Source organism: Paenibacillus sp. RC334, from assembly GCF_030034735.1.
Lineage (GTDB): Bacteria > Bacillota > Bacilli > Paenibacillales > Paenibacillaceae > Paenibacillus > Paenibacillus terrae_A.
In genome coordinates this window covers 3,360,904-3,383,385 of record NZ_CP125370.1, presented here as the reverse complement: position 1 = coordinate 3,383,385, position 22,482 = coordinate 3,360,904, and the positions used below count along the sequence as shown (strand labels likewise).

The window sequence follows — 22,482 nt, the reverse complement described above, 5'->3', positions numbered from 1 at the left end:
TAGCAGGACAAGACAGGGGTTAAAAATTAACGGGTTAGCGGAGGATTGTAATCATATGAATTGGAAGAAAACATGGGCACTGGCTGCGGGTTTACTGCTGGCGGTGCAGACGGCAGTTGTGCCAGGAGCGCAAGCGGCTCCAAACGGAGAGATTGAAATTATATTGGACGGGCAACCGCTGCAAAGTGATGCGTTGCCGTACATTGTACAGGGAGCCAACGTAACGATGGTACCCTTGCGGGTGATCAGTGAGGGATTAGGCGCTCAGGTCAACTGGTCAGCATCGTCCGGTACGGTAACCATTACAGCACAAGACAAGAACATTTCTATGGAAAACGGCGGACAGAGTGCTATGGTGAATGGCAAGTCAGTTCGATTGGACGCATCTGCGCGTATGACGAGCGGAAGAGTCATGGTGCCGCTGCGTTTTGTTGGGGAAGAGTTGGGATTAAAAGTGGACTGGCAGGCTTCAGAGCGAGTCATTACGTTAAATAGTGGTAAAGAGGGTGCCGCCACTGGCGGAACAACATCCTCCGGTGGCGGCTCCAGCTCCAATACGTCCACATCTGACAATCCGGGAAGTGTAGATACGAATCAGGGAATCAATGATGATGTGCAAGCGAGTGTTACTTCTCCGTCTACATCAACCAATGAGGGCAGCTCCAATTCTTCGCAGGGAAATGTCGTGCAAGTGAAAGCTTCGACTTCCATGCGCGGGGCTTGGATTTCTACGATTAACGGGGATTGGCCTTCTTCCGCCGCCCGAAGCAGTACCGAGAAGCAAAAGCAGGAATTTACCAAAATGCTTGATGATTTGCAGGGTATGGGTATTAATGCGGTTTTTGTTCAGGTCCGGGCCAGCGGGGATGCGCTGTATCCGTCCAATCTTGTGCCATGGAGCAAGTACCTGACGAACACCCAGGGTAAAAATCCGGGCTATGATCCTTTAAAATTTATGATTAGTGAATCGCACAAGCGGGGGATGGAGTTCCATGCCTGGTTCAACCCTTTCCGCGCCAATTCTACAGGAACGACCAGTGGTTTAGCTGCAAACCATGTCGCTAACCAACATCCGGATTGGATCGTTAAGAATGGCAGTCAGCTATACATCAATCCCGGTATTCCCGCCGCTCGCCAGCATGTCATTGCTGCGATTATGGAGGTTGTGGACGGATATGATATTGACGGCGTTCATTTGGATGACTATTTCTATCCATACAGCGGTACTTTTGATGATGATGCGACTTTTCAAGCTTATAATGCCAACAAAATCTCTAACAAAGGCGACTGGCGGAGAGATAATGTGAACAGCTTTGTCCGTGATTTGGGCAAAAGCATTCATGCAAGCAAGTCCAAAGTGCAATTCGGTATTAGTCCTTTTGGAGTGTGGCGCAACAAGTCTCAGGACTTAACCGGATCAGATACGAAGGCAGGCGTTACAGCGTATGATACGACATTTGCCGATGTACGTACCTGGATTAACAAAGGCTGGATTGATTATGTAGCTCCACAGATTTATTGGAGTATCGGTTTCCCGGCCGCTGGCTATGACAAGCTTGTGGCATGGTGGTCCAATGAGGTCAAAAATTCAGATGTTAAGCTGTACATCGGACATTCTCCTTATAAAATCGGCACTCCTGAAAAGGGCTGGCAATCTGCCGAAGAGCTGATTAAGCAACTCAAGCTGAACGAAAATTATAACCAGATCAAAGGGGACATTTATTTTAGTGCCCAGCATTTACGGAAAAATCCGTACGGACTCATTCAGCTTCTTCAAAATTATTATCAATAATTATGTAAAATGGATCATATAGGTTCTAAATAAGCCTCCGTTCTCATACATAAGCAGTAGTACTGCTTACTCCCAAGAGAACGGAGGTTTTTTGATCTATGCTGATCAATGCTGTGTTCCAGGGTGGAGGGGTTAAGGGTATATCGCTGGCGGGTGCAGTCAAGGCTGCGGAGGAGCATGAAATTGTATTCAACCGTGTAGCGGGTACATCATCAGGTGCTATTGTAGCTGCTTTGTTGGCGGCAGGATATTCAGCAGATGAAATGAAAGCCGTGATCGAGAAAACCCCCTTGGTCAGCTTGTTACGGCGTTCTCCGGTGTTTAACATCAAATGGGTTGGACCGGCAGCTCGTATTTTTCTTAAAAAAGGGCTGTACTCCGGAGAAGCATTGGAGCATTGGGTGCGGGAGCTGTTGCTTGCCAAGGGAGTGCGTACGTTCGCGGATCTGCCTCCAGGCAAGCTGCGCATTATTGCTTCAGACATAACGAACGGACGCATTCTGGTGCTTCCTGAGGATATCAAACGTTTCGGTATGAACTCCTCTTCACTGGAGGTGGCCAAAGCCATTCGGATGAGCACAAGCATCCCATATTTTTTCGACCCCGTTATGCTAAGACTTGATCCTTTGCACACGAAAGGGAAAAAATTTTCACAGCAATTTGTGTTTGTTGTCGATGGGGCACTGCTAAGTAATCTGCCTTTATGGCTTTTTGATGAGCCTGTAAATGAACGAAAGGCCAAAACAATTCCAACAGTAGGCTTTCAGATGGTGGGCAAAACGGGAACCGAAACGAAGGTTTCATATATACGGGGGCCGTTGACGATGCTGCAAGCTATTTTTGATACGATGCTATCAGCGCATGATGAGCGTTATATTGAGCAGGAGAACCGATATCGGACGATTAAAATCCCGACGCTGGGCATTCGCACAGCACAGTTCAACATTTCTCCTGAGCAAAGCAATTTGCTTTATGATTCTGGTGTGCAGGCAGGAGACGCATTTTTCCACAAATGGAGCATCGCTTCTTACCAACAGCAGTATAACAAGTATCAATTAATGAAGGATACGATGTATGCCATGAAATAATTACTTGCTAGTTGGAGCTGGAATCAAGAGGTTAAAAAAGGAGCCATTTCCCGGTCATTTTTCATTACGCGGGTGATGGCTCCTTTGTGTATCATGTTAGAGTGTGATCGACTAATGATACTTAGGTTGTTCTTCTTCGTTTTTGCCCTTAGAGCCTTCAATAACATGAAAAGGATACGCTTTGCGCTTGCCTGTAGTCTGCTGCTTGCGTGTATTGGCTGTTTTGGCCATAGTGCGTGCAGAGGGTTTAATCTTGGGAGTACGGGTGCGTCGTCCTGACAGGTATTTGTACAGCAGAAATATAACTGCAAAAACAAGGACAGGAATCAATAAACTCATAAGAAAGCCCCAGCTTCCTCTCCATACCATATCCACAATCCCATATGCGCCCAAGGCAAGGGTAAGCCAGAAAATAACCGCATGTCTGTTCATCTTTCACTCATCCTTTCACAGGATCAAGGACCGAGCTGTTGAAGGTCTCCTTTACAGGTACATTTTCCAACTCGGCATCCAATTCCAGCATACGCTTGAATGAAGCAATGGATACCTCTACTTGATCATCGGTCGGTTCTTTGGTGGTAAGTAGTTGCAGCCACAGGCCGGGGTATCCCAAATAACGGAGTACCGGAATCTCCCGCAGGGCATTGGTTAGCTTGAGAAATTCAAAAGAAAGCCCCAGCACGATTGGAAGCAGCAAAAGCCGCTGTCCCATACGCTCCCACAGATTATCATACGTAAACAGGGAATATACGAGTACCCCGATGATCACCGTGAGCATGATGAAGCTGCTACCGCAACGGTAATGCAGACGACTGTATTTTTGCACATTAGCAGGAGTTAGTTCTTCACCCGCTTCATATGCGGTAATCACCTTATGTTCCGCTCCGTGATACTGGAACAGTCGTTTGATCAACGGAGTTTGGGAAATGCCCCATAAATAACCCAATAGCAGAATTAGCTTAATGGCCCCTTCCGCAAGGTTATGCAGAATCTGGTTGTGAAATAAATTTCCGAACAGGAAGTTTTCCACGATAACCGGAACGAGGGTCAACACAATTTTGCCGAACAGGAAGGATAAAATGCCGACCGCAGCTACACCGATCATCATACTCAGGCTCCAGCGGGATTCTTCTTTTTTCTTTTGTTCAGCGCGTTCTTTCGGGTCTACTTCATCATCAGCATACGCGTCTGCTGAATAGTTCAAATGCTTTGTACCCTTGGCGCTGGAGTCGATGATGCTTACAATTCCCCGCAACAATGGAATTCTGCGAAATTTGGACACCCAGGATTGCTCCTTGCGCGGTACTTCCAAATATGTGATTTCGCCAGTCTTGCGGCGAACTGCCGTGACATTGACACGCTTGCCGCCGAACATGACACCTTCAATGACTGCCTGACCACCGTAGCTTACAGGCTTGGATGCTTGTGACAACCGTCTCACCTCTCTTTACACGTGCTTTTTTGTATATTGTATCGAATTTGGAAGGGAATATCTAGTTGGGGGAAATGAGAGGAAGTATTTAGGCTGCTTCAAGCGGTGAAGGAAGTCGCTCCAAGCTCGGATCATCCTTCCGATCGCTGTTATCCCCAGATTTTTTGATTTTGTAAAAGATGTAATGGTAAAAATCCGGGGATAAAGGCGAACGCTACCGCTTCTTCAGGACGAATCCGAGCTTTCCGCTGCTGCCCACCTCTCGATTTGCCTTGGTTGGGGGAGGGGAAGTTGGACTTCAAATGCTAAAAAGGCGCGTTATTAGTTTGATGTGTGCTTTTGCTGCTATTTTCCCAAATTCTATTTTCAGAGCTTTTGAATTGTTGAACAATAGCGTAAATACGTTTCTTTCTTAATGTTCGTTAGATGTTGAACAGCAAAAAAAGTGGCACAATCACAAAAAGCAGCGGAGAGGACGGAATCGTTCTGAAGAAGCGGTAGCGTTCGCCTTTGCCTCCGGATTTCTACCCTTGAGGGTATAAATCAGAAATCTGGAGGCAACAGCGATCGGAAGAATGATCCGTTCTCGTAGCGGACACATATGCACACATAATGAGTCACCACCCCAGCAGCACTTCCCCATATGTAACAACAACTCACCAAGTTCAGTGTTAAACTCATCCCCATCAGAGCATACTACCAGCAAAATGATGCAAGAATCCATCGGAAATGCAGCCTTCTTCATGCGCCAATAAAAGTCATCCTTTTAGCATGGAAAAAGTTTTGCATCTTGAAAGGGGATCAAACAACATGAGTGAAACCTACTCCATACCCAATGCAGGCCATGATCAGGATCGGTCTGGCGAATCTCAGGATCAACGCGACCATAATAACAATAATAGCAGTCGAGGAAGACAGCAGTCGGGCAAAATACATACGCCGCTTATTCCTTTTGCACTCGAATTGGGATTTTTTGCAGGCTTGCTCTGGGGATTACTGCGCTGGTTGTTTTATACGTTACATTTTACGGTAGTCGCACCGGCATTTTTGGCAGAGCCTTTTTTTAAACATTCGTTCATGAAAACAACGGCGGGACATCTGGTGGGTTTATTGTTTTTTATCGCATTATCCGTTGTAGCGTCACTGGTGTACACATTGATGTTGCGTAGGTATAAGGGGCCTGCGCCCGGCATCGTTTACGGCTTGGTATGGTGGGTTATTTTATTCGTGTTGATAGGTCCCAAGCTTGGAATGATGAATCCGCTTTATCGTTTAACCTGGAACTCCATTTATACGGAAATTTGTGTGTTTATACTGTGGGGGCTATTTATCGGATACACCGTTGCTGTTGAGTATACGGACGAGAGAAAGCGCGAGCCTGAGAAAGCTGGGGACTGAGCACAACAAAAACTTCTCAAGCGGCTATCGCCTGTGTTAAAATAGCATTTGGTTATTTGACAGAGGGGAGCGGGATGAAAGATGAAGAATGACCGGGTGTTAAAGCTGCGGCAGGCGCTGGGCGAGCATGATCTGCGGGCTATATTGATTACAAGCCCTGTCAACCGCCGATATTTGACAGGATTCACTGGTTCGTCGGGTTATGTGCTGATTACGGAATCTCACAGCTATCTGCTGACCGACTTTCGTTATATGACACAGGCGGCCGAACAAGCGGCAGGCTTTACGGTGGTGCAGCACGCTGCGCAAGTCATGGAAACGGTGAAAGAGCTGTTGTCCTCCCATCAGATCGGCGAAACAGGCTTCGAGCAGGATCATGTATCTGTTGCGACGCATAAAGCTTACAGTGAAGATTTGTCCCCTGTTACATTGATTCCGGTATCGGGAATTGTAGAAAAGCTACGGGTGTACAAGGATGCGGAAGAACTGGAAGTGATGCAGCGGGCGGCGGATTTGGCAGATGCTACATTTGCACACATTTTGCCTTACATCAAACCGGGTGTCAGCGAGCGTGAGCTGGATCTGGAAATGGAATTCTTCATGCGCAAGCAGGGAGCTACGTCTTCCTCCTTTGACACGATTGTGGCATCCGGGGTTCGTTCGGCACTGCCTCACGGTGTAGCTAGCTCCAAGTTGGTACAAGCGGGCGAACTGATTACGTTTGATTTCGGTGCGTTGCTGGATGGCTATTGCTCCGATTTGACACGTACAGTAGCTACACAAGGGGATTTGTCGCCGCAGCTACGTGAGATCTACGATATTGTGCTCAAGGCGCAGCTTCACGCGTTGGAACATATTAAGCCGGGCATGACGGGCCGAGAAGCGGATGCGCTGACACGGGATATTATTGCAAGCCATGGCTATGGAGACAATTTCGGACACAGCACAGGTCATGGTTTGGGTCTGGAAGTCCATGAATCCACGCGTCTGTCGAAGGCGAGCGATGATATTTTGGAGCCTGGCATGGTTGTAACGGTTGAACCAGGTATTTATGTACCTGGATTGGGCGGCGTACGGATCGAGGATGATATCGTTATTACAGATAGCGGCATCAAGGTATTAACACATTCAAGCAAAGAATTTACAGTCGTTTAATAACGATAACAGTCCTGTAGGAGGGGTATTTTAGTGATTAACGTTAATGATTTCAAAACAGGCTTGACCGTCGAGGTAGACGGAGATATTTTTACAGTGCTGGACTTCCAACACGTAAAACCAGGTAAAGGTGCGGCATTCGTGCGCTCCAAGCTGAAAAACCTGCGTAACGGCAACACGGTTGAACGTACATTCCGTGCGGGTGAAACGATTGGCCGCGCGCAAATTGAAAACCGTGGTGTGTCCTACCTCTATGCGAGCGCAGACGAGCATACATTCATGGACAACGAAACATACGATCAATTCAATCTTTCCAGTGATCAACTGAAATGGGAACTTAACTTCCTGCAAGAAAACATGAATGTAAACATCATTAGCTATAATGGTGAAATTCTCGGGATTAACCTGCCTAACAGCGTAGAGCTGAAGGTTATTGACACGGAGCCGGGCATTAAAGGCAACACCGCTACAGGTGCTACCAAAAATGCTAAAGTTGAAACAGGACTAAATGTTCAGGTTCCTTTGTTTATCAACCAGGATGATGTACTGCTGATTGATACACGCGATGGTAAATACATTTCCCGCGCATAGAATGGTCTAGCTTCGTTATATCCTCTGTCCTTGTCAAGGGCAGGGGATTATTTGTTATGGACAACTGTTATTAAAAAACATTGGCTCCGCACAGCACTTTCGTATTATACTGTACTAAAGTTATGCCGTAGGATGTCACGTTCAAAGTCGGTTGTGCCATCTCAAGGTTACATACTGTTGAGTCTGAGGGAGTGAATATCGTTGTCTTTGTATGTCATGAAATTCGGAGGCAGTTCCGTCGGTGATACGGAGCGCATGAAACGCGTGGCAAAACGCGTTGTTGAGAAACAGAGTGAAGGGCATCAATGTGTAGTTGTTGTTTCTGCGATGGGGGATACAACAGACGAACTGATCGACCAGGCCAAATTGCTGAATGAGCAGTTGCCTGCACGTGAGTTGGATATGCTGATGACGACTGGCGAGCAAATTTCGATTGCATTGTTGTCGATGGCTATTCAGCAGTTGGGACATGAGGCGGTATCGTTTACGGGATGGCAGGCTGGTTTCCGTACCGAATCCGAGCACGGTCGGGCGAGAATTACGGACATCCAACCTCAGCGGGTACTGGATGCACTAAGCAGTAATAAAATTGTCGTGGTTGCGGGTTTCCAGGGGATGTCTGCTGAAGGAGATATTACGACGCTGGGACGTGGTGGTTCTGACACAACGGCGGTTGCGCTGGCGGCGGCGATCCAGGCGGATGCTTGCGAAATTTACACGGATGTGGATGGCATATATTCTACAGATCCACGGATCGTGGAGGTTGCCCGTAAGCTGAAAGAAATTTCCTATGATGAAATGTTGGAATTAGCCAATCTGGGTGCGGCAGTGTTGCATCCGCGTGCGGTAGAATATGCGAAACATAACCGGGTACCGCTGATTGTGCGGTCCAGTTTTAACCATAATGAAGGAACGGTCGTAAAGGAGGATGCAGTAATGGAGCAGGGCGTAGTAGTCAGTGGGATTGCATATGATAAAAATGTAGCAAGAATCAGTATTTTGGGCGTAGTCGATACTCCTGGTGTATTGGCGAAAGTATTCGGAACGCTGGCGGGAGCCAAAATTGATGTAGACATTATTGTGCAAAGCGGTGTTGAGGCTGGCAAAGCAGACTTTTCCTTTACAGTGGCTCTAACGGATCGCGAAGCAGCTTTGAAGACGTTGGAAGGCATTCGCACAGAGCTTCCATACCGTGAAGTGACGTCTGAAGAAAACCTCGTCAAAGTATCCATCGTAGGTGCAGGTATGGTCAGCCATCCAGGCGTTGCAGCGCAAATGTTTGCTGTGTTGGCAGAACAAGGCGTGAGCATTAAAATGGTAAGCACATCTGAAATCAAGGTATCGTGTGTGATCGAGGCTGGCAAACTCCATGGGGTTATTCAGGCGCTGCATACAGCGTACAATCTGGATACTGAGGAGCAAGCATTTGTAGGTGGACCGCAGGACCGTCGGTAATTGAATGGGAATATTGCGCCTCCTAAATTCATAGTTTTATAATCATAGAATATAGCGGTAGGTAAGAGGTTGTTTTTTCAGCGAGTGATGGGCTGAAGGGCAGCCTCTTTTATTGTGAATCTATTGTTTTTGTTCCAGGGTATCCCTTAGCCGTCAAGGCTTCGGGGTGCCTTTTTTGATTTTTGCAGATTCCATGAAGGAGCTTTAGGTGGCGGGGAATATGTTTGTTAAAGGCGGATAGGAGCTTTGAAATCAATGACTAGGTTTTCGATATATTTTCGGCATAAAAAGCGAGAGTCGGCCATAGACTTGTCTTAAAGAAAAAGGACAACTGTGAGGGGGCGGCATCGGTATGGAATGGCTGGAGTTATTTCCCGAACCGTTGCACGGTATACTCGGAAAGCTTCCGGAAACGATATTCAAGCAACTGGAGGAAATTCGGGTCCGGGAAGGAAGGCCGCTGGAAATTAATACAAATGGTGAACACCATTTTGTAACGTCCGCCGGTCGGCTGACTTTGAACCATATGGAAGCCTATAAGCCGGACCGGGAGGATGCCCACCGTTTGCTGGATTTTATCAGCAATCATTCCCTGTACACCATGGAGGAGGAGCTTCGCAAAGGGTTTATTACCATTCCCGGGGGTCACCGGATCGGGTTGGCGGGGAGAACGGTGCTTAGCAGGGGGCGAGTGGAGCATTTGAGGGATATAAGCAGCTTTAATGTAAGAATTGCCCGGGCGATTCCCGGTATAGCTGATCGCATATTGCCTTATGTAGCGGATCGAAAATCCGGTAAAATCCTTCATACCCTCATCTTGTCCCCGCCTCAGCATGGCAAAACAACACTGCTTAGGGACTTGGCCCGGCAACTAAGCTACGGGGGGCTGGAAAGCAATGGGGGGCGTCGAAGCGGGCTCAAAGTAGGCATTATAGATGAACGTTCGGAGATTGCCGGCAGTCACAAGGGCATTCCCGGTTTTGATGTTGGACCTCGAACCGACGTATTGGATGGATGTCCGAAAGCAGAAGGCATGATGATGATGATTCGTTCCATGTCGCCAGATGTGCTGATCGTCGATGAAATCGGCCGACCTGAGGATGCCGAAGCGGTGCGTGAAGCGCTTCATGCGGGGATCGCAGTCATTGCTTCCGCACATGGACGTGATGTGGCTGAAATGGCGACCCGGCCTGCTTTTGCCGGATTGACTACAGGACAGGAGCTGTTTCAGCTCTACGTCATGCTGGAGCGGACGAGCCGGGGCGTCTCCTTCCGGCTGGCAGATGCCAAACAGCGCAGGCTGACACTGTCTGGGGAAGGGCAGAACGGAGGCATATCTTATGCTTAAGCTGCTGGGTGCCGCGTTGGTTATACTCGCCGCTACGCTGGCTGGCTGGCAGCGGGCAAGGCAGTTTGCGCTGAGGCCGCGGCAGATCAGAGAGCTGATTCTCGCGCTGCAAAGGCTGACCACCGAGGTTTCCTACGGGGTGTCACCGCTACCGGATGCTTTTGCCAAGACGGGAGAGCCGTTGCGGGAGCCGCTGCGAACCTTGTTCAAGCAAGCCTCACACTGGATGCACCCCTCCTTTGGGCTGACCGCCAGAGAAAGCCTGCATAAAGCGATTGAAGCCTCGTGGAGCCGCTCCAGTATGCAGCAGGCCGAGAAGGAAGCGATGCGGCAGCTTGCTTACAGTCTCGGAACCAGCGACCGTGAAGACCAGATCAAGCACATTGCGCTAACCATCCAGCAGCTATCCCATGAGGAAGCGCAGGCGCAGGCGGATCAGGTGAGATACGAGCGCATGAGCAGAAGCCTGGGACTGCTGATCGGAGCATTGATCGTCATTTTGATCTATTAGCGGGGTGCTCGAATGAATTTAGAAGTGAACGCTATTTTTCAGATTGCCGGAATTGGCATTATTATCGCCATGATTCATACCGTACTCAAGCAAATGGGCAAAGAAGACATGGCCCACTGGGTAACGGTCATCGGCTTTGTTGTGGTGCTGTTCATGGTGGTACGAATGCTGGATAACCTTCTGCAAGAGATCAAATCTATCTTTCTTTTTCAGTAGGTGGACACATGGAAATCATTCAGGTGGTCGGCTTCGCCCTGATTGCCACAGTTCTTATTTTGGTCATTAAGGAACAGAAGCCGATGTTTGCTTTTCTGATTGCGACAGCCGCGGGAATCGTCATTTTTTTACTGTTGATTGGCAAGATTGGGTCCGTAGTTGCTGTGCTGGAGCGTCTGGCAAGGTCATCTGGCATGGATATGATTTATTTTAAAACCGTGCTGAAAATTATCGGTATCGCTTATATTGCCGAATTTGGAGCGCAGGTGGTTCGGGATGCGGGACAAGACGGGATTGCCTCCAAAATTGAGCTTACAGGAAAGGTGCTCATTATGGTGCTGGCGATCCCGATTATCAGCATTATCATTGACACGATTCTGAAGCTGATGCCCGCCTGAGGGGGTGATGCCATGAAAAGGCTGGAGGGCATGCCGAATCTCAAAGTGGTTGCCATTTTGCTGCTATGTCTCTGGTGTGCCTCGGCTGTGGTCATGTTTGCAGATACACCTGCGAATGAATGGATCAGACAACAGGCGGAGCAGATGCCCAAAGATGAGGTAGAGCATTATTGGGACGGGCTGATGCAGCAATATGGCGGATTTTTCCCTGATCAGAAAACGCCTTCCTTCATGGATATGCTGCTTCCGGGCGGTGAAGGGTTCAGCATTAAAGGTGTATTGAGCGCCATAGCCGACTTTTTCATCCACGAAATTCGGGTGAATGCCAAGCTGCTCGTCACCATTGTCATGCTCAGCATTATGAGTATGGTGCTGGAAACTCTGCAAAGTGCTTTTGAAAGTAATCAGGTCAGCAAAGTCGCCTACGCCATTGTCTACATGGTCATTATCATCCTGGCGATTAACAGCTTTAGTGTAGCGATCGGTTATGCAAAGGAAGCCATTGACAGCATGATTCAGTTTATGATGGCGATGCTGCCCCTGCTGTTTACCATGCTGGCTTCGATGGGCAACGTCGTAACGGTTTCGGTCACCCACCCGCTGATTGTATTTATGATCAACACGGTCGGGACGGTCATTCATACGCTGGTGTTCCCGCTGCTGTTCTTCTCGGCGGTGTTGTATCTGGTCAACTCACTGACAGGCAAATACAAGCTGACCCAGTTAGCCGATCTGCTGCGTAACGCCGGAGTGGGGGTGCTGGGGGTGCTTTTGACCATTTTTCTGGGTGTCATTTCCGTACAGGGCTTGACGTCGTCTGTAACTGACGGATTAACGATCCGCACGGCCAAGTATATTACAGGCAGTTTTGTTCCGGTGGTTGGCAAGGCGCTGGCAGATGCGACAGATACGGTCATTTCGGCTTCGTTGCTCGTGAAAAATGCCATTGGTCTAGTGGGAGTCATCATTATCTTGTTCCTCTGCGCCTTCCCTGCCCTCAAGATTCTAACGCTGGCCCTGATCTATAAAGTCACAGCAGCAATTATGCAGCCTTTGGGAGATACGCCTATTGTGGAATGCCTGGACGCAATCGGTAAAAGCATGATTTATGTCTTCGCAGCGCTGGCGGCAGTGGGTTTAATGTCCTTCCTTGCGATTACGGTCATGCTCGCGGCAGGCAATATGACAGTCATGATGAGGTGAGAGAATGATCGGAAATCAAACGGAGGGAGGGGAGTGACGTGACCTGGCTGGGAGGCTGGCTTAAGGAACTGGTGCTGATTGTGCTGCTGGCTTCTTTTATCGATATGATCTTGCCAAGCCGTTCCATGGAAAGGTATGTCAAGCTCGTACTCAGCCTGCTTATTCTACTGACGCTGCTCTCTCCGGTCGTGCGTTTGCTGAGTACCAGTCCCTCTGAGCTTCTGGGGCGCGCGTTTGATCTTCAACGTCAGGCAGAGACGGGTAAGGGCGAACCAACATTGGAGGAAATATTGGCAAAAGGCAACAAGTTGAAGCAGCAACAGGAGCAAAGCTCCATGCAATGGGCTGGCCAAGAGGTCGCCAAGGAAATCAAGGGACAGCTGGAGCAAAGTACCGGGTTAGCAATTCAATCGGTTCAGGTTACGCTTGCTCAGATGAAGCAGGGAGCGTCCGATCTGGAGGCTGGAACGGGGATTCAGTCGGTTGTGGTTAAGTTGGCGGAGCAGCAGTCTGGGCGTAAGGAGAAAAACACGAATGTCCCGCCAGATTTGGACTCCAAGCCGATTATGGTAGAGCCTGTCGCTGAAAAAGCAGTAAATATCCGCATAGAGCCAACACCTGTAAAAGCATCGGACCAAGAGAAGGGAACGTTAGAGGGTGCCAACAACCATGCGGAAGGCTCTGATGTTGAAAAGACAGCAGATACGCAAGCTTTCGGTTTAATTACGGGACTGTTGCACGAAAAATGGGGTGTCGACAGCAAAAATGTGCAGGTACTTTCTTCGCAGGACGGTACACATGAATGGTAACAGGAGGTGAGCAGAAATGGGCAAATGGATGAAAAAGCTGGAGCAATGGATGGGCGGGGGGGCAGACGGGCCCAAAAGGTTCAATTCATTTCGCTGGCTGCTTATTCTCGGTCTTATCGGGGTCGCGATCATGCTTTTTAACTCGTTTGTCAATGTGAAAAAGGTGGACCCGGAAAACGTGGGGCGGGAGCCGCCTGGAGTGATGAAAAATGAACCCGCACTTCAGACAACGGGGGGGGGAGGAAAGTTCCTTTGCCGGAATTGAGAGGGTGTTCGAAGATAATATGAAGCAGATGCTGGAGCAGATTGTTGGTGTAGGAACCGTCGATGTCATGGTTACAGTTGACTCCACCGAGGAAGTCATCGTTCAACGTAATGTGAAGGATATGCAGGAAGAAAATAACGAGACGGATGCCAATGGCGGTCAGCGACATACCACTCAATATACACGCGATGGAGAGATTGTCACCTATGAATCGTCAGGAGGTCAGCACACCCCGATTGTTACAAAAAAAGTAAAGCCGCAGGTGAGGGGAGTGCTGGTGGTGGCGATGGGAGCAGAAAACCCCACCGTGAAGCAGTTGATTGTGGATGCCGTACAGAAGGGACTCAATGTGCCTTCCTATAAAATTTCAGTCGTCCCGCGCAAGCAGGGATAGATTGAAATCCTAATCAGGGATAAATGAAATCCTAATTTAATGATATTGGAGGACGGAACATGAATAACAAAAGACAAACCGTTTGGCTGGTGTCCATGTTGAGTTTAATGGTCGTGCTGTCTGCGTACTATCTGTTTACGGAGGACTCCAGCCCGGCTAACCCGCCTGTGGCGGACAGTGAGCAAGTGAGCAAGGTTAAGCAGGATACCGCCCAGGAAGCGACAGGTAAGGCAGAAGAGCAATTAAACGAGCTGAAAGTGAATGAAGTGGTAACTAATGGAGAAGTAACCGGAGAAGGAACTGCCTCTTCCGCGAAGACGGACACGGCTGCCGCAACGGATCCTGCTACCGAATCTACTACAGGCGAAAATAAAGATACGGCCGCTGCCCAGGCTACTGAGTCTGCTAAATCGGATCAAAATACTACTGCTACCGTGCCGGATACTGCGGCAAAAAGTGACGACAAAACAGCATCCACTGCGAAAACGGACCAGCAGGTGCTCGATCAGGTGGCAACGGAACAAGCCGCGAAGCCAACGGCCGCTGCTGTTATCGACAACTACTTGCTGGAGCGGGATGTGGCGAATCAAAAGAAGAATGATGAGCTGACGACTGCAATGAACGATAGCACTGCCAAGAAAGCCGCAGAAGCACAAAAAGAATTGCATGTGCTGGAAGACAAACAGGCGAAAATCACTGGAATTGAGGAAGAGCTTCAACAGCAGTTCGCCAATGCGGTGGTTCGTGAGGAAGATGCTGATAAATACAAGGTAGTGGTTCTGAGTGAAAAACTGGATGCCAAGCAAGCGGTAACGATCGTCGATAAGGTCATGAAAGAACTGAACGTAACACAGGACAAGATCAGCGTCCAGTATGTTACACAATAAGACAAAAATCGAGAAAAAGCCCGGATTTCTGCACATTTCCGGGCTCTTTCTATTTTTAATGATTGTGATATAATACATAAAGCTGTTTCAACAATGTTATCAGCAACCGGCAAAATGCTGAAGGAGTGATTAATAGAGATGTTCAAATTAAGCGAGATTAAGGAATTGATCAAGCTGGTGGATGAAACGTCTGTACATGAGCTTGAAATTGAAAATGAAGGAACTCGCCTGTTGATCCGTAAACCGGGCAAAAGCGAGATCGTTACGGTACAGGCTCCTGTGGCAGCACCTACTTATACGGTGGCACCACAAGCTGCTATTCCGAATCCACAAGCACAGTCCGATGCAGGACATGCATCTGTTGGGGAGACTAAGGAATATGCAAGCAATCTACATAAAATCGTATCTCCGATGGTGGGCACTTTCTATAGTTCTTCATCCCCGGATACGGCTTCGTATGTGAGTATCGGCAGTAAAGTAGGCGAGAAAACAACGGTGTGTATTATTGAGGCGATGAAGCTGATGAACGAGCTGGAAGCTGAAGTGAAGGGCGAAATTGTGGAAATTTTGGCCGAAAACGGACAGTTGGTCGAGTATGGCCAGCCATTGTTCCTTGTGAAACCGGAGTAATACGCTCGCTTGTACCCTCTGTTTTGAGGGTTCAGCCAGGCTGCTCCCAGGGAGGATAAAGTCATGACATTTCAAAAAGTATTGATTGCGAATCGTGGGGAAATTGCGGTTCGTATCATTCGCGCTTGCCGCGAAATGAATATTTCGACGGTTGCCGTATATTCGGAAGCCGACAAGGATTCGTTACATGTGCGTCTCGCAGATGAGGCTTACTGTATCGGACCGACGCTGTCCAAGGACAGCTACCTGAATTTTACGAACTTGATGAGCGTTGCGACATTGACTGAATGTGATGCGATTCATCCAGGTTACGGATTTTTAGCTGAAAACGCCGACTTCGCTGAAATTTGCGAATCTTGCAATATTACATTTATTGGTCCTTCTCCAGAAGCGATTAACAAAATGGGGGATAAGGCTGTTGCCAAGCAGACGATGAAGGATGCCGGGGTTCCGGTCATTCCGGGTTCGGACGGGCTGGTGGAGGATTTGCAGGATGCCATTACCATTGCTCGCGATATTGGCTATCCGGTAATCATCAAGGCCACAGCAGGTGGCGGCGGTAAAGGTATCCGTATCGCCGAGGATGAGGATAATCTTATTCAACAAATTACTACCGCCCAGCAGGAAGCGCAAAAAGCGTTTGGTAACGCAGGTGTGTATCTGGAAAAATATTTGACCGGTATGAAGCACGTGGAGATTCAGATCATAGCGGACAAGCACGGCAATGTTGCGCATCTGGGCGAACGGGACTGCTCTGTGCAGCGCCGTCGTCAGAAGCTGCTGGAGGAAGCGCCGTGTCCTGTACTTTCGCAGGATGTGCGTGAAGAAATGGGCCAGGCAGCCGTTCGTGCGGCTTTGGCTGTACAATATTCCGGTGCGGGAACGCTGGAATTTTTGCTTGGACCGGATAATCAATTTTATTTTATGGAAATGAACACACGTATTCAGGTAGAACATCCCGTAACGGAGATGATTACCGGTGTGGATTTGATTAAGGAAATGATTTTGGTCGCTGAGGGGCATCCGCTTTCCTTTACACAGGAAGAAGTCACCATCAATGGATGGGCGATGGAGTGCCGTATTAACGCCGAGGACCCGGATCGCAATTTTATGCCTGCACCGGGTAAAATCGGATTTTATCTGCCTCCAGGCGGCCCAGGGGTACGCGTAGACAGCGCAGCTTATCCGGGCTACAGCATTCCTCCTTATTATGACTCCATGATCGCCAAATTGATTGTGTGGGCGCCTACACGTCAGGAAGCGATTGCCAAAATGAAGCGGGCTCTGTCCGAATTTGCTATTGAAGGCATACCGACAACGATTTCTTTTCATCAACGTTTGTTGGAGCATCCGACCTTCGTCAAGGGCGATTTTGATATTAAATTTTTGGAGGAAAACGAAGTTTAATCGGTATATTTCCTTAGTTTGTCATAATGAACGCCAAATGATATAGTATGGATAATAAGTGAGCATGTCTGCTTTGAAATCCAAAGCTGAAGTGAAACTTATTTTGACCGAAAGGTGTTGAAGGTATGAGCACAGTGCCAACCGAATTCGAGCGTACGGAAATTGGGGAGATTCAGATTGCCCCAGAGGTTATTGAAGTCATTGCCGGACTGGCAACCGTTGAGGTGCCGGGCGTAGCGGGAATGAGTGGCGGATTTGCAGGCGGGTTTGCCGAACTACTGGGCCGCAAAAATTTGTCCAAAGGTGTAAAAGTGGAAGTCGGACAGCGTGAAGCAGCTGTAGACGTCTCTGTCATTATTGAGTACGGTAACCGTCTGCCTGAGGTGGCTGCTGCTATTCAGCAGAACGTTAAGCGTTCCATTGAAACCATGACAGGTCTTAACGTTGTTGAAGTGAACGTGCAAATTCATGATGTTCAATTCAAAAGTGCCGAAAAAGTAGAAGAGCCGGAAGTTCTGGGCGCCGGACGGGTTAAATAGAGCGATACTTTGTACAAACCCCCGACCCTTAAGGGTCGAGGGTTTACTCTAATTTAAGGAGGCTGTGCGTTTCGTGGCTAAAGTTATGGACAGACTTCTGCTGTTCTTGTACAGCTTAAGTATCGGAATTATTTCCATTCTCGCCATCCTCCTCCTGAGCGGGGCCATTCCGTATGCCTTAAGCATTCAGGATGAGCGGATTGTGTGGTTTACCAGCTTGATTATTGCTGGAGTGCTGCTGCTTTTGAGTCTCCGGATTTTCTATATCTCCATTCGCCGGAACCAAACGGTACAGCATTCTATAGATCAACGAACGGAGTACGGTGACATTCAGATTTCAGTGGATACCATCGAAAATCTGTGTCTCAAAGCGGCCTCCAGATTTCGTGGGATACAGGATTTGAAAGCACGTATTCGCGTGCTGGAATCGGGACTTGATATTACGATTCGGGCGGTTGTGGACGGGGAAAGTTCTATTCCGGTGTTAACCTCCGAGGTACAAAAAGGGGGTACACGACCATGTGGAAGAAATTACGGGAATTCCTGTGTCCAATGTGTCTGTGTACATCGCCAATGTTTCTCAGTCACCAAGCTTTAAGAGTCGTGTGGAATAGAGGTGATTTTCCCTGATGCCCTGGAAAGAAATATGGGGAAGTTACAAGGGCCGGATCACAGGGATTACGGCCGGCATTTTTTTCGGGTTTATTTATTTGTGGGCAGGCTTTTGGAATATGTTGTTCTTTGCATTGATGGTGTTCATCGGATATACGCTAGGAAGACGTAGCGACGCAGCGCTTGGTTCCCTCCTCCCTTGGAAGGAATGGAGCGACTGGCTGTCGCAACGTTGGCGTCCTTTTAAATGAACCCTGTGATACGCTTTCTCCAAAATAGAGCTGTAGCTTCTTTGCGCCCAACGTTTTGGAGGATGCGTTCACAGGTTTTTTTGTGGAATTGGTTAAAATGAAAAAATAGATACAGGCAAGCGTAGGAGGCAGGGCATGAAAAGACGTCTGGCGAGGGAAATAGCGGTACAAAGCATGTACCATATGGAAATGAATGAAGTGGATGCAGCAGCAGCAGTAGATATGTTGCTCCAGGAAGCGGCAGAGGATAACGAAGCGGAAGTAGTCATAAAAAATGCAGCAGTGTTAAGGGCTTACGTATTGGAGCATGTACGGGGTACCTGGGAACACAAGGAAGCGATTGACAAACTTCTGGTGGATTATCTTAAAGGCTGGCAGATCAGCAGACTTTCACGCGTGGATCGCCAAATTTTGAGACTGGCGGCATATGAAATGATTTTCCGTGAGGATGTTCCAGCTAAAGTTGCAGTCAATGAAGCGATTGAATTGTCCAAGCATTTTGGCACCGAGGAGTCGGGTAAATTTGTCAACGGTGTTCTGGGACGGATTATACAAGAGCTGGAGCAACTGAAAGCACAGTTTTAAGTTGAGATTATTTTACTCAGGTTGGAGAGTGGTTAATATGTCAGCACCGATCATTGATGGCAAACAAATCTCTAAGGATATTCGCGCAAGCATTCAGCAGGAGGTTGTCCGTCTGAAGGAGCACAACTTTCAGCCTGGACTGGCTGTCGTACTGGTAGGTGAAGATCCTGCTTCTCAGGTGTATGTTAGAAACAAGGAAAAGGCATGTCATGATCTCGGTTATTATTCCGAGGTACATCGGTTGGCAGCGGATACTTCACAGGAAGCATTGCTGGAGCTGGTGGACAAGCTGAATCTCCAAAGTAATATTCACGGGATTCTGGTACAGCTTCCGTTGCCCAAACACATTCATGAAAAAGCAGTCATTGACGCCATTGCAGTCGAGAAGGATGTGGATGGATTCCATCCGGTGAACGTGGGGAATCTGGTCATCGGTGATGATAGTCTCCTGCCTTGTACTCCTGCTGGTGTCATTGAGCTGATCAAGCGTGCGGGGGTAGAAATTGCGGGTAAGCATGCGGTGGTCATTGGTCGCAGTAATATCGTGGGCAAGCCGGTATCGCTGCTGTTGCAGCGCGAAAATGCTACGGTGACCATGTGTCACTCTCGTACGGCGAATATCGCCGAGCTGAGTCGGCAAGCGGATATTTTGGTGGTTGCCATCGGAAAAGCCAACTTTATTGATGCTTCGTTCGTGAAGCCTGGAGCGGTAGTCATTGATGTAGGCATGAATCGTCTGGAGAGCGGAAAACTGGCGGGTGACGTTGATTTTGAGAGCGTGAAGCAAGTATGTGGTCCGATTACCCCTGTTCCCGGCGGTGTAGGTCCAATGACGATTACCATGCTGATGCAAAATACGCTCGTAGCGGCCAAGCGGTCGCACGGTTTGGCATAAGGGCGGTTGTCTGTGGCTGAACAGCGTATTTACTCTATTAAGGACTTGAATCGCTATATCCGGATGAAGCTGGAATCGGATCAGGTGCTGTCCGACGTATGGATACGTGGGGAAATTTCTAATTTTACGCATCATTCGAGTGGTCACATGTACTTTACACTCAAGGATGAGGGCAGCCGCATCCGTTCGATTATGTTTGCAACCCATAATCAGCGGCTTCCCTTCGTACCAAAGGAAGGTACGCGTGTTATTGCCCGGGGAAACGTATCTGTGTACGAACGGGATGGACAATATCAATTTTATGCAACCCAGATGCAGCCTGATGGCGTCGGAAGTCTCTACCTTGCATATGAGCAGCTCAAGCAAAAACTGGATGTTGAAGGGCTGTTCGACAGCGCTCGCAAGCGCAATCTGCCTGCTCACCCTACGACAATTGGTGTCATTACTTCACCAACCGGAGCTGCCGTACGCGATATTATCACGACGCTTCAACGGAGATATCCGCAGGCTGGAATTATGTTATATCCTGTGCTTGTGCAGGGAAAAGGTGCTGCTCCCGCTATTGTTAAGGCGATTGAAGCCATGAACCGTATGCAGGAGGTTCAGGTGATGATCGTCGGGCGGGGCGGTGGCTCTTTGGAGGAGTTATGGGCGTTTAACGAGGAAGCGGTTGCGCGTGCCATTTTTGCATCGGGGATTCCGGTCATTTCGGCTGTTGGTCATGAAACGGATTTTACGATCGCGGATTTTGTGGCCGATTTGCGTGCGGCTACGCCGACCGCTGCCGCCGAGCTGGCTGTGCCTCATCAGCAAGAGTTGCGAGATCAGCTGCTCCAGCGGGAACAGCGATTACGCAACGCGCTCCGTCAACGGCTGGAAACCAGCCGTGAACGGTTGATCCGGCTTCGGCGCTCCCCGGTGCTGCTGCACCCGCGCCGCTATATGCTACAGCATGCGGAGCGGATGGATATGTTGCATCAGCGGCTCATCCGTGCAGCAGGTAACCGTTCGCGCTTGAACGCAGAGAAGAACGCGCGTATGCGTCAGGTGCTGGAGCGGTTTAACCCGCGCGAACAAATCCGGTCGGCCCACAAGCAGACAGATGCGGCACAGCGTCAGCTGGAGACTGCAATGCGTGCTATTACCAAGACGGGACGACAGCAGCTGCACGCGGGTATTCGTCAGTTGGATGCACTTAGCCCGCTCAAGGTCATGTCGCGAGGCTACAGCCTTGTGTATGATGAGCAAGAGAAACGGCTGATCAAGTCGCTAAAAGACGTACAGCCGGGAGATTCCATTAAGATTAAAGTGAGTGACGGGCAGTTGGACTGCCAAGTATGGGGAATGAAGGAGGACGCGAAGCACGGTGGCGAATGAAACGGAATTGAATTTTGAAGCGGCCATGGCCGCTCTTGAAGAAATTGTCGGACAACTGGAGCACGGAGACGTTCCTCTGGAGCAAGCCATTGATCTGTTCCAGCGTGGCATGAAGCTGTCTCAGCTTTGCAGTCAGAAGCTGGAGCAAGTTGAACGTAAAATTGAAATGATTGTGGAAGAGGATGGAGATTTGCGCAAGAAGCCTTTCGGCAGCGGGTTAGATGAAAACGGTGGTGAAGGCGTTGAATAGATCGTCGTTCAAGGAATATTTGACCGGGACGGTGGACGCGGTTTCGTCTGCATTGACCGAGCAATTCCCAGCTCATTGGAGCATTCCCGCCGTTCTCCGTGAATCCATGAATTATTCACTCACCGCAGGCGGAAAACGCCTGCGGCCTCTGCTTGTGATCGCAGCTGCCGAAGCATTCGGCGGAAGCCGGGAGGCCGCGTTACCAGTAGCATGTGCGGTAGAAATGGTACATACGTACTCCCTGATTCACGACGACTTACCAGCCATGGATGATGATGATTATCGCCGGGGCAAACTGACGAATCATAAGGTATACGGTGAGGCGGTTGCTGTACTTGCAGGGGATGCATTGCTGACCCATGCCTTTCATAGCGTCGTACAAGCAGGTCGGCGTCACGGGGTTTCCTCCGATGCGCTACTGTCCATCGTGGAGGAGCTGTCCGAAATGAGCGGGGCACGGGGCATGGTAGGCGGTCAGGTCGCGGATATGTCCGGCGAGCAGGGGATGACAGGTATCGAGGAACTGGAATACATCCATCTCCATAAAACCGCAGATTTGATCATTTTCTCCCTCTTGGCAGGTGGACGGATCGGCGGAGCGGACAAGAATCAATTAGAAGCGCTTCGCCAATTTGGACGAGACCTGGGTTTGGCTTTTCAAATTCAGGACGATATACTGGATCTTATAGGCGATGAGAGCAAAATGGGTAAAAAAACGCAAAGTGATGTTGTACAGGAAAAGGTAACTTATCCGTTTTTTATCGGTATGGAGGCATCCCAGCAGCAAGTAGAGAAACTCACGGCATCTGCCAAAAAAGCGTTAATAGAAGGCGGTATACCGGATTCGTCGCGTTTGCTAGAGATTGCGGACTATCTTATGAAGCGTGATCATTAGTGCGGTTAAGGCATCATTGGCTTGTCTAGTGTTTAAGCAAGATCACAAAGTGTGATATAATATTTGTTAACTTTACACACAAACTTGAAGGAAAGCGGG

At 48.9% G+C, this 22,482-nt stretch carries 24 protein-coding genes and 2 pseudogenes; 24 read left to right on the top strand and 2 right to left on the bottom strand.

Annotated features, from left to right (window positions below; translation table 11 throughout):
• Window positions 1-55: 55 nt before the first annotated feature.
• Entirely contained in the window at window positions 56-1,792 is a 1,737-nt protein-coding gene (locus QMK20_RS15550; RefSeq protein WP_283652326.1) for a family 10 glycosylhydrolase, read from the top strand.
• Window positions 1,793-1,890: 98 nt separating this feature from the next.
• Window positions 1,891-2,880, top strand: a complete 990-nt coding sequence (locus tag QMK20_RS15545) for a patatin-like phospholipase family protein (RefSeq protein WP_283652325.1) — start codon at window positions 1,891-1,893, stop codon at window positions 2,878-2,880.
• A 111-nt stretch (window positions 2,881-2,991) separates the two neighbouring features.
• Here the strand turns inward: QMK20_RS15545 and QMK20_RS15540 are convergent, their stop codons facing one another.
• Together QMK20_RS15540 and QMK20_RS15535 are read right to left on the bottom strand one after the other, a co-directional pair.
• Window positions 2,992-3,312 (bottom strand): hypothetical protein, encoded by a 321-nt coding sequence (locus tag QMK20_RS15540; RefSeq protein ID WP_283652324.1) that lies wholly within the window; start codon window positions 3,310-3,312, stop codon window positions 2,992-2,994.
• Between the two features lie 7 nt (window positions 3,313-3,319).
• Window positions 3,320-4,312, bottom strand: a complete 993-nt coding sequence (locus QMK20_RS15535) for a DUF1385 domain-containing protein (RefSeq protein WP_283652323.1) — start codon at window positions 4,310-4,312, stop codon at window positions 3,320-3,322.
• 810 nt (window positions 4,313-5,122) lie between these two features.
• Between QMK20_RS15535 and QMK20_RS15530 the strand changes: the two genes are divergently transcribed.
• From QMK20_RS15530 to QMK20_RS15425, 22 genes and pseudogenes are all read left to right on the top strand, one after another.
• Window positions 5,123-5,710 carry a YqhR family membrane protein gene (locus QMK20_RS15530; protein ID WP_283652322.1) on the top strand — a complete coding sequence of 196 codons (588 nt, stop codon included), beginning with the start codon at window positions 5,123-5,125 and terminating at the stop codon, window positions 5,708-5,710.
• An 81-nt stretch (window positions 5,711-5,791) separates the two neighbouring features.
• Window positions 5,792-6,865: a M24 family metallopeptidase gene (locus tag QMK20_RS15525; protein WP_283652321.1), complete on the top strand. Its 1,074-nt coding sequence runs from the start codon at window positions 5,792-5,794 to the stop codon at window positions 6,863-6,865.
• A gap of 33 nt (window positions 6,866-6,898) precedes the next feature.
• Entirely contained in the window at window positions 6,899-7,456 is a 558-nt protein-coding gene (gene efp / locus QMK20_RS15520; RefSeq protein ID WP_044647663.1) for an elongation factor P, read from the top strand.
• Window positions 7,457-7,657: 201 nt separating this feature from the next.
• A complete protein-coding gene (locus QMK20_RS15515; RefSeq protein ID WP_283652320.1) occupies window positions 7,658-8,911 on the top strand; it encodes an aspartate kinase in 1,254 nt (417 codons plus the stop codon).
• 352 nt (window positions 8,912-9,263) lie between these two features.
• Window positions 9,264-10,259 carry a stage III sporulation protein AA gene (spoIIIAA, locus tag QMK20_RS15510; RefSeq protein WP_283652319.1) on the top strand — a complete coding sequence of 332 codons (996 nt, stop codon included), beginning with the start codon at window positions 9,264-9,266 and terminating at the stop codon, window positions 10,257-10,259.
• Entirely contained in the window at window positions 10,252-10,770 is a 519-nt protein-coding gene (gene spoIIIAB / locus QMK20_RS15505; protein ID WP_014282236.1) for a stage III sporulation protein SpoIIIAB, read from the top strand. Before spoIIIAA ends, spoIIIAB begins: the two co-directional genes overlap by 8 nt.
• Window positions 10,771-10,782: 12 nt before the next feature.
• Window positions 10,783-10,986, top strand: a complete 204-nt coding sequence (spoIIIAC, locus tag QMK20_RS15500) for a stage III sporulation protein AC (protein ID WP_010345636.1) — start codon at window positions 10,783-10,785, stop codon at window positions 10,984-10,986.
• A gap of 8 nt (window positions 10,987-10,994) precedes the next feature.
• Window positions 10,995-11,384, top strand: coding sequence for a stage III sporulation protein AD (gene spoIIIAD / locus QMK20_RS15495; RefSeq protein WP_025683336.1), 390 nt, complete (start codon window positions 10,995-10,997; stop codon window positions 11,382-11,384).
• 12 nt (window positions 11,385-11,396) lie between these two features.
• Entirely contained in the window at window positions 11,397-12,587 is a 1,191-nt protein-coding gene (gene spoIIIAE, locus QMK20_RS15490; RefSeq protein WP_283652318.1) for a stage III sporulation protein AE, read from the top strand.
• 38 nt (window positions 12,588-12,625) lie between these two features.
• Window positions 12,626-13,396, top strand: coding sequence for a stage III sporulation protein AF (gene spoIIIAF / locus QMK20_RS15485; RefSeq protein ID WP_283652317.1), 771 nt, complete (start codon window positions 12,626-12,628; stop codon window positions 13,394-13,396).
• 16 nt (window positions 13,397-13,412) lie between these two features.
• Window positions 13,413-14,055, top strand: a pseudogene (spoIIIAG, locus tag QMK20_RS15480) (stage III sporulation protein AG).
• A 59-nt stretch (window positions 14,056-14,114) separates the two neighbouring features.
• Entirely contained in the window at window positions 14,115-14,942 is an 828-nt protein-coding gene (locus QMK20_RS15475) for a SpoIIIAH-like family protein (RefSeq protein ID WP_283652316.1), read from the top strand.
• Between the two features lie 138 nt (window positions 14,943-15,080).
• The gene (gene accB / locus QMK20_RS15470; protein ID WP_283652315.1) at window positions 15,081-15,572 is read left to right on the top strand and encodes an acetyl-CoA carboxylase biotin carboxyl carrier protein; all 492 of its coding nucleotides are present in this window, start codon (window positions 15,081-15,083) and stop codon (window positions 15,570-15,572) included.
• 63 nt (window positions 15,573-15,635) lie between these two features.
• On the top strand, window positions 15,636-16,979 hold the full coding sequence (gene accC / locus QMK20_RS15465) for an acetyl-CoA carboxylase biotin carboxylase subunit (RefSeq protein WP_137063557.1): 1,344 nt from the start codon (window positions 15,636-15,638) through the stop codon (window positions 16,977-16,979).
• A 125-nt stretch (window positions 16,980-17,104) separates the two neighbouring features.
• The gene (locus QMK20_RS15460; RefSeq protein WP_014282228.1) at window positions 17,105-17,518 is read left to right on the top strand and encodes an Asp23/Gls24 family envelope stress response protein; all 414 of its coding nucleotides are present in this window, start codon (window positions 17,105-17,107) and stop codon (window positions 17,516-17,518) included.
• Window positions 17,519-17,591: 73 nt separating this feature from the next.
• Window positions 17,592-18,132 (top strand): annotated as a pseudogene (amaP, locus tag QMK20_RS15455) (alkaline shock response membrane anchor protein AmaP).
• Between the two features lie 15 nt (window positions 18,133-18,147).
• The gene (locus QMK20_RS15450; protein ID WP_014282226.1) at window positions 18,148-18,381 is read left to right on the top strand and encodes a DUF2273 domain-containing protein; all 234 of its coding nucleotides are present in this window, start codon (window positions 18,148-18,150) and stop codon (window positions 18,379-18,381) included.
• 135 nt (window positions 18,382-18,516) lie between these two features.
• On the top strand, window positions 18,517-18,966 hold the full coding sequence (nusB, locus tag QMK20_RS15445; protein ID WP_044647653.1) for a transcription antitermination factor NusB: 450 nt from the start codon (window positions 18,517-18,519) through the stop codon (window positions 18,964-18,966).
• 37 nt (window positions 18,967-19,003) lie between these two features.
• Complete coding sequence (gene folD, locus QMK20_RS15440) at window positions 19,004-19,861, top strand: bifunctional methylenetetrahydrofolate dehydrogenase/methenyltetrahydrofolate cyclohydrolase FolD (protein WP_283652314.1); 858 nt, start codon at window positions 19,004-19,006, stop codon at window positions 19,859-19,861.
• Window positions 19,862-19,873: 12 nt separating this feature from the next.
• Complete coding sequence (gene xseA, locus QMK20_RS15435) at window positions 19,874-21,238, top strand: exodeoxyribonuclease VII large subunit (protein WP_283652313.1); 1,365 nt, start codon at window positions 19,874-19,876, stop codon at window positions 21,236-21,238.
• The gene (gene xseB, locus QMK20_RS15430; RefSeq protein ID WP_283652312.1) at window positions 21,228-21,488 is read left to right on the top strand and encodes an exodeoxyribonuclease VII small subunit; all 261 of its coding nucleotides are present in this window, start codon (window positions 21,228-21,230) and stop codon (window positions 21,486-21,488) included. Before xseA ends, xseB begins: the two co-directional genes overlap by 11 nt.
• The gene (locus QMK20_RS15425; protein WP_283652311.1) at window positions 21,460-22,383 is read left to right on the top strand and encodes a polyprenyl synthetase family protein; all 924 of its coding nucleotides are present in this window, start codon (window positions 21,460-21,462) and stop codon (window positions 22,381-22,383) included. The genes xseB and QMK20_RS15425 overlap by 29 nt, the downstream gene beginning before the upstream one ends.
• Window positions 22,384-22,482 lie beyond the last annotated feature (99 nt).

Coding starts and splice junctions, on each gene's coding strand:
- spoIIIAB (WP_014282236.1), top strand. CDS start 10,252: ATGCTTAAGCTGCTGGGTGCCGCGTTGGTTATACTCGCCGCTACGCTG.
- spoIIIAC (WP_010345636.1), top strand. CDS start 10,783: ATGAATTTAGAAGTGAACGCTATTTTTCAGATTGCCGGAATTGGCATT.
- nusB (WP_044647653.1), top strand. CDS start 18,517: ATGAAAAGACGTCTGGCGAGGGAAATAGCGGTACAAAGCATGTACCAT.
- QMK20_RS15540 (WP_283652324.1), bottom strand. CDS start 3,312: ATGAACAGACATGCGGTTATTTTCTGGCTTACCCTTGCCTTGGGCGCA.
- QMK20_RS15460 (WP_014282228.1), top strand. CDS start 17,105: ATGAGCACAGTGCCAACCGAATTCGAGCGTACGGAAATTGGGGAGATT.
- QMK20_RS15550 (WP_283652326.1), top strand. CDS start 56: ATGAATTGGAAGAAAACATGGGCACTGGCTGCGGGTTTACTGCTGGCG.
- spoIIIAE (WP_283652318.1), top strand. CDS start 11,397: ATGAAAAGGCTGGAGGGCATGCCGAATCTCAAAGTGGTTGCCATTTTG.
- QMK20_RS15525 (WP_283652321.1), top strand. CDS start 5,792: ATGAAGAATGACCGGGTGTTAAAGCTGCGGCAGGCGCTGGGCGAGCAT.
- folD (WP_283652314.1), top strand. CDS start 19,004: ATGTCAGCACCGATCATTGATGGCAAACAAATCTCTAAGGATATTCGC.
- QMK20_RS15475 (WP_283652316.1), top strand. CDS start 14,115: ATGAATAACAAAAGACAAACCGTTTGGCTGGTGTCCATGTTGAGTTTA.
- accC (WP_137063557.1), top strand. CDS start 15,636: ATGACATTTCAAAAAGTATTGATTGCGAATCGTGGGGAAATTGCGGTT.
- QMK20_RS15450 (WP_014282226.1), top strand. CDS start 18,148: ATGCCCTGGAAAGAAATATGGGGAAGTTACAAGGGCCGGATCACAGGG.
- QMK20_RS15545 (WP_283652325.1), top strand. CDS start 1,891: ATGCTGATCAATGCTGTGTTCCAGGGTGGAGGGGTTAAGGGTATATCG.
- QMK20_RS15530 (WP_283652322.1), top strand. CDS start 5,123: ATGAGTGAAACCTACTCCATACCCAATGCAGGCCATGATCAGGATCGG.
- spoIIIAD (WP_025683336.1), top strand. CDS start 10,995: ATGGAAATCATTCAGGTGGTCGGCTTCGCCCTGATTGCCACAGTTCTT.
- spoIIIAA (WP_283652319.1), top strand. CDS start 9,264: ATGGAATGGCTGGAGTTATTTCCCGAACCGTTGCACGGTATACTCGGA.
- accB (WP_283652315.1), top strand. CDS start 15,081: ATGTTCAAATTAAGCGAGATTAAGGAATTGATCAAGCTGGTGGATGAA.
- QMK20_RS15425 (WP_283652311.1), top strand. CDS start 21,460: ATGAAAACGGTGGTGAAGGCGTTGAATAGATCGTCGTTCAAGGAATAT.